The organism is Desulfobacter sp., from assembly GCF_050177295.1.
In genome coordinates, this window is record NZ_JBFXHE010000349.1 from 1 (window position 1) to 4,723 (window position 4,723).

Annotated in this window: 6 protein-coding genes and 1 pseudogene; all 7 read left to right on the forward strand. The window is 50.5% G+C overall.

The annotated features are described in order from the left end of the window. Nucleotides 1-906: DEAD/DEAH box helicase (locus tag AB7U36_RS18655; RefSeq protein ID WP_428161164.1), on the forward strand; the 906-nt coding region annotated here is incomplete at its 5' end. Between the two features lie 36 nt (nt 907-942). Beyond that, nucleotides 943-2,019, forward strand: coding sequence for an SWIM zinc finger family protein (locus tag AB7U36_RS18660; protein ID WP_428161165.1), 1,077 nt, complete (start codon nt 943-945; stop codon nt 2,017-2,019). Between the two features lie 75 nt (nt 2,020-2,094). Continuing rightward, the gene (locus AB7U36_RS18665) at nt 2,095-3,051 is read left to right on the forward strand and encodes a YitT family protein (protein ID WP_428161166.1); all 957 of its coding nucleotides are present in this window, start codon (nt 2,095-2,097) and stop codon (nt 3,049-3,051) included. 41 nt (nt 3,052-3,092) lie between these two features. Then, nucleotides 3,093-3,464 (forward strand): TonB-dependent receptor domain-containing protein, encoded by a 372-nt coding sequence (locus AB7U36_RS18670; RefSeq protein WP_428161167.1) that lies wholly within the window; start codon nt 3,093-3,095, stop codon nt 3,462-3,464. A 34-nt stretch (nt 3,465-3,498) separates the two neighbouring features. Continuing rightward, entirely contained in the window at nt 3,499-3,702 is a 204-nt protein-coding gene (locus tag AB7U36_RS18675; RefSeq protein WP_428161168.1) for a hypothetical protein, read from the forward strand. Continuing rightward, nucleotides 3,683-4,465 carry a DUF4198 domain-containing protein gene (locus AB7U36_RS18680; protein ID WP_428161169.1) on the forward strand — a complete coding sequence of 261 codons (783 nt, stop codon included), beginning with the start codon at nt 3,683-3,685 and terminating at the stop codon, nt 4,463-4,465. Before AB7U36_RS18675 ends, AB7U36_RS18680 begins: the two co-directional genes overlap by 20 nt. 87 nt (nt 4,466-4,552) lie before the next feature. After that, nucleotides 4,553-4,687 (forward strand): annotated as a pseudogene (locus tag AB7U36_RS18685) (glycosyltransferase); the annotation flags it as partial. Between the last annotated feature and the right edge of the window lie 36 nt (nt 4,688-4,723).

Below are 4,723 nucleotides of genomic sequence, written 5' to 3' on the forward strand. Positions count from 1 at the left end.
TTTGATTTTTTAAATCCCGGGCTTTTGGGCAACAGGACAGAGTTCTCTAAGTTTGCCAAAACCCTGAAAGACAATCCAAACGGATATGCCAGGCTGCGGCAGATGATATTTCCCTATATCCTGCGCCGCCTGAAAACCGATAAAACCGTAATCTCAGACCTGCCGGACAAGGTGGAGATGAAGGTGTTTGCCGATTTAAGTCCCAAGCAGGTGGTCCTGTACAAAAAATCAATCAGGGATTTGAAACAGGCCATTGAAACATCCGAGGGCATCCAGAAAAAAGGCCTGGTCCTCTCTTTTCTTCTCCGGTTCAAACAATTATGCAACCACCCGGACCAGCTCACAGGTTCCGGGGATTTCGAGGCCACCCACAGCGGAAAATTCATGCGCCTTTGCAGCATCTGTGAAACCGTTTATGAGAAACGGGAACGGGTTCTCGTGTTTACCCAGTTCAAGGAGATGACAGAGCCTTTGCGGGCCTTTCTTGAAACCATCTTCCATCACCCGGGACTCGTGCTCCACGGATCTGTGCCTGTTGCAAAACGTAAAAAATTGATACAAACCTTCCAGGACAATGCCTATTGCCCCTTTATGGTGCTTTCATTAAAGGCCGGGGGCGTGGGCCTGAATCTGACCCGGGCCAGCCATGTGATCCATTTTGACCGGTGGTGGAACCCGGCCGTGGAGAACCAGGCCACAGACCGGGCGTTCCGCATCGGGCAGACAAAAAAGGTCCTGGTGCATAAATTTGTCACCCGGGGCACCATTGAGGAAAAGATTGATCTGATGATCAGCGAAAAACAGGCCCTGGCCGACCAGGTGGTCACCCCGTCCGCCCAGGCACTGATCACGGAAATGGATGATAAAGACCTGCTGGATCTGTTCCGGCTCACCCTGCCGGAATAAGGCTCCAGATAACGTTTTAATGGTAAAAGGAATCCAATGAGGTATTACGACGGGTATCCCAAATACGTGACCGTGGCAGAAAAGCGGGCAAAGGCTGAAAAAAAACTTGCGGTCTTAAAAAAGAAAAATCCCGGCATTCAGCCCGTGGTCATCGAAGGCCAGACCCTTGCAAAAACCTGGTGGGGAAAAGCCTGGAACGAAAACCTGGAACGGTACGCGGATTATGCCAACCGGATCGGTCGGGGCCGCAGCTATGTCCGGAACGGAGCGGTTCTGGACCTTCAGATCCAGCCGGGCAAGGTCTCAGGCCTGGTCATGGGAGGCGAGTCCGCCCCCTACCGGATCACCGTAACCATCAAGCCCATTCCCCCAAAACACTGGCAGCACATCAAAGACCAGTGCAAGGGGAAAATGGAAAGCATTAAACAACTGATGGCCGGCAAATTCCCCAAGGCGCTTGAAGAGCTGTTCACCCAGAAAGACAAGGGCCTTTTCCCCTCCCCCAGAGAGATTGAACTGAATTGCTCCTGCCCGGACCGGGCAGTCATGTGCAAACATGTGGCAGCCGTGCTGTACGGAATCGGCGCCCGCCTGGACCAGGATCCGGGCCTGTTCTTCGTGTTAAGAAAGGCAAAGGTCAACGATCTGGTCGCCGAAACCGTCAAAGAGACAAAGAAGGATCTTCTGATCCGGTCTGAAAAAAGATCCCCAAGAATCATTGATGAAGAAACCCGGAACCTGTCGGATATGTTCGGCATCGACCTTGATATGGACGGATCAACACCCTTACCGCCGGCCGTGCCTGAATCACCCGCTAAAAAATCCCCCAAACCCGGGAAACCAAGGATCGAAAAAAAGCCCTCCCAGGCAGCCGGTACCGGCAGGAAAATCTCTTCCGCCCAAACCGCCTTCCCAAAAATCAAAGATGCCGCCGGCATTGAAACCCTGTTCAGGCGACGGACAAAACACCCTACAACGGCTGCCGAAATCATTGAAAAATCGGACATGGATCCGCAGAAGATTAGAAATATCCTGTTCGGCCTCATAAAAAAGGGCAAACTGGAACGGGTATCAAGGGGCGTTTACAAATGGGTCAGGCCGGAACCGAGTTAGGCACCGGTCCGGTTCAAGACCAAGGGTCTGGTCACTTGAAGCTGCCGGCCATTGGCGTAAAAAAAGGAGGCCGGCTTGACACGAAAAAACATGAAGGAAGCAGTTAAACAAAAACTTGAATCCCCGGGTTGGCAGAAAATCCTGCGGATTTCAAACCAGCAGTTGGCCATTACCCTGGGTGCGGTGCTCAACGCCTTTGCGTATGTATTGTTTCAAATGCCGTACAACCTGGCTGCAGGCGGGGTAGCCGGATTGGGCATTATTGTGAATACCCTGACGGGATTTTCCCCGGGTCTGTTTTATTTTACGGCAAACATTCCATTGTTCATCCTTGGCTTTTTCACCCTGGGTAAATGGCGGTTTTTGTTTACCTCCACCCTGGCTGTGGTGGTGTTTTCCGGTGCCACAGAATTTTTTATTATCCACATGCCAACGGTTTTCACCCGATTTCCCATCACCGAGAACAAACTTCTGGCAACCATTTACTGCGGACTGCTCATTGGTATTGGTTCGGGTATTATCTACCGTTTTGGCGGCACCATCGGCGGCACCTCGATCATTACCCGGATCATCTACAATAAAACCGGTTTTCCCATGTCCCAGTCCGGCCTGTACGTGGATGTAATCATTATTGCCGCTGCCGGCTTGGTGTTCAACTGGGAAACCTCTTTACTGGCCTTCCTGGCCCTCCTGATCGCAGGCATGAGCGCAGATTTTGCCCTGGAAGGGGCCAGCCAGATGCGCACCCTGATCATTATTACCCAAAATCCAGAACCCCTGCGGTATGCCATTATCAACGAATTGAAACGCGGCGTGACCATGTGGCAGGTCAACGGCGGGTATTCCGGAGAAGAGCGAACCCTTTTATATCTCACCGTACTGCGCTCCCGGGTGTATGATGTAAAATTCATCATTAACCGGATCGACCCCGATGCATTCATGGTGGTCGGGGTATCCCAGCAGACCTGGGGCGGGTATACCCTGAAAAAAAAGGTTCAGGCCATCGCGTCAGACCATGATGCAGATCTTTAACTATATTGGAAAAAACAGATTAAACATAAACAGCCGGTAGAGTGGGCACGCTTTTTGCGTCCACCGTTGGAGGATATGGTGGGCACAGCTGCGCTTTTGCCCCATCCTACACCGCTGCGGCACGTCTTTCTTTTGCCTTTTCTAAAATATTGATCGCCGGCCTGGCCTATTTTAGAAACGACGTAGACAACATGATGGTTACAGACCGAACCGGCCAGGTCTATGAGGGCGCAGACCTTTATATCTACGAAAATATAGATAAGGCCATGACTCAAGGCATAGAAGTAACGGCACAATACTATCTGAATGACAATTGTTCAGTCTTGTTTGGTTACACCTATACCGATAAGGGAGACGACCGTTATCAGCGCACTGGCAGAACCATAACACTCTGCCTGGACATGTTGTTTTAACAAGTGACATAACTTTTGAGCAAGGAGAAGACAAATGAAGAAAAATCAAAAGAATCGCATCTGGGTGGTGACCCTTGCCGCACTGGCCATCTCATTTTTTACCTGTTCACCGGTTCAGGCACATTTTCCCTGGCTACTTCTGGAGGACGGGGCCATATCCGCGAATACCCCTGAAATGGGTCATCTGCTACGGGCACCGCTTTCCCCTGTCCAGTTTCATGAATGGGGAAGAACTTGAGGAGGCAGTTATTCTGGGGCCGGGTACGGAAGACAAGACCGTTGTCACGGCACTTTCCGGAATCGAATTCACCACCCCAAGTCCCTTGAAAAAAGAAGGCGGCTATGTCCTGGCAGTGAAACGCAAAAGCACTTTTTTCACCAAAACCACCGAGGGGTATAAACGCCAGCCCCAAAAGGGATTGAAGAGTGTACTCAGTTCAGGTTATTACCACTCATACATGAAGGCTGTTGCCAACGTGGGCGAGGTCGGAGGCAAGGTGGATACCGTGGTGGGCCATGACCTGGAAATTTTGCCCCTGGTCAATCCCCTGGCCCTGGGCCCCGGCGATGATCTGCCCATCAAGGTACTCCTCAGAGGCAAGCCGTTTAAAACTGAATTTCTGGCAACTTACGGCGGATTCTCAACAGAGAATGGTGTTTATGCGTATGCGGCCAGTACGGATAAACGCGGAATGGGAAAAATCCGCATTCTGGCTTCCGGGGCGTGCCTCATTAAAATGAATTACAAAGAGCCCTACAAAGACCCTGAAATGTGTGATGATGTGTACGGCCTTTGCACTTTCACTGGGACCGTGGTTGAGGATATGGGGGTGGCAGCCATATATGCTGCTGGTGAATCATCTGCCCGGATTTGGTCAGGCCGTAACGTCTTCAGGTTCTCCATTCTGGTTCACCTGATGGTTGTTCTTCTGGCCATGGCAGGTCTGCAGCAAATCCTTGATGATTCGTCCCGGATAGATATATATTGCCTGCTTCCGTAACGCGCATGCTAAAAGATAACTGTGTAATATGTAACGTATTGATCCATGAATCAAATTAGCCTGGTTATTCCCTGATTCAACGAAGAAAAAACCCTTGAAACATGCATTCAGCGTGTAATGCAAGTGCCTGATTTTAATTCTGAAATCATCATTGTTGACGATGGTTCGACCGATGGAAGTCTTGGCATCGCCAGGCGGTTGGAAAAAAATATTCCGGATTAGGCCCCTTTAACTTTTGAAATTAAACCGCAAAGGATT

Excerpts from the sequence above, each read along its gene's own strand:
- AB7U36_RS18660 (WP_428161165.1), top strand. The coding sequence starts at position 943 with ATGAGGTATTACGACGGGTATCCCAAATACGTGACCGTGGCAGAAAAG.
- AB7U36_RS18675 (WP_428161168.1), top strand. The coding sequence starts at position 3,499 with ATGAAGAAAAATCAAAAGAATCGCATCTGGGTGGTGACCCTTGCCGCA.
- AB7U36_RS18680 (WP_428161169.1), top strand. The coding sequence starts at position 3,683 with ATGAATGGGGAAGAACTTGAGGAGGCAGTTATTCTGGGGCCGGGTACG.